The 481-nt window shown below is 32.4% G+C and carries 1 protein-coding gene; it reads right to left on the bottom strand.

Features of this window, described 5'->3' with window-relative positions:
• Positions 1-481 (bottom strand): leucine-rich repeat domain-containing protein (locus IY230_RS00540; RefSeq protein WP_196369408.1); only part of this gene is annotated, 481 nt, incomplete at both ends.

Below are 481 nucleotides of genomic sequence, written 5' to 3'. Positions count from 1 at the left end.
GGAATGATTATACTTTCTAATAATCTTGCTTTTTGGAAGGCATTTGCACCAATTGAAGTTAATTGAGAGCCTTCCTCAAATGTTACTGATGTTAAACCACTTGTGTATGTGGCAGAATAATTCTCTGCTGCAAATGCACTTGAACCTATACTTATTACACTTGCTGGAATTGTTATAGAAGTAATTGCGCTATCTTGGAACATACTGCTACTTATACTTTCTAATTTACTATCTTCCTCAAATATAAATGATAATAGTTGTCTTGTTGATGAAAACGCTGATGATCCAATACTTGTTACACTATTTGGTAATGTAAATGAGGTTATTTTTGTGCCATAAAATGCCCTTGAACCAATGTTTTCTAATTGACTGCCTTCTTCGATGTTTACATTTGTTAAATTAGTGTTATCAAACATATAATTTGGTATTTTTGTAACATTGGCGCTTATATTTGCAGTGTATCCATTTGTTGATCCGCTGT

Source organism: Acholeplasma laidlawii, assembly GCF_015709225.1.
GTDB lineage: Bacteria > Bacillota_I > Bacilli_A > Acholeplasmatales > Acholeplasmataceae > Acholeplasma > Acholeplasma laidlawii_A.
This window is presented reverse-complemented; position numbering and strand designations above follow the sequence as displayed.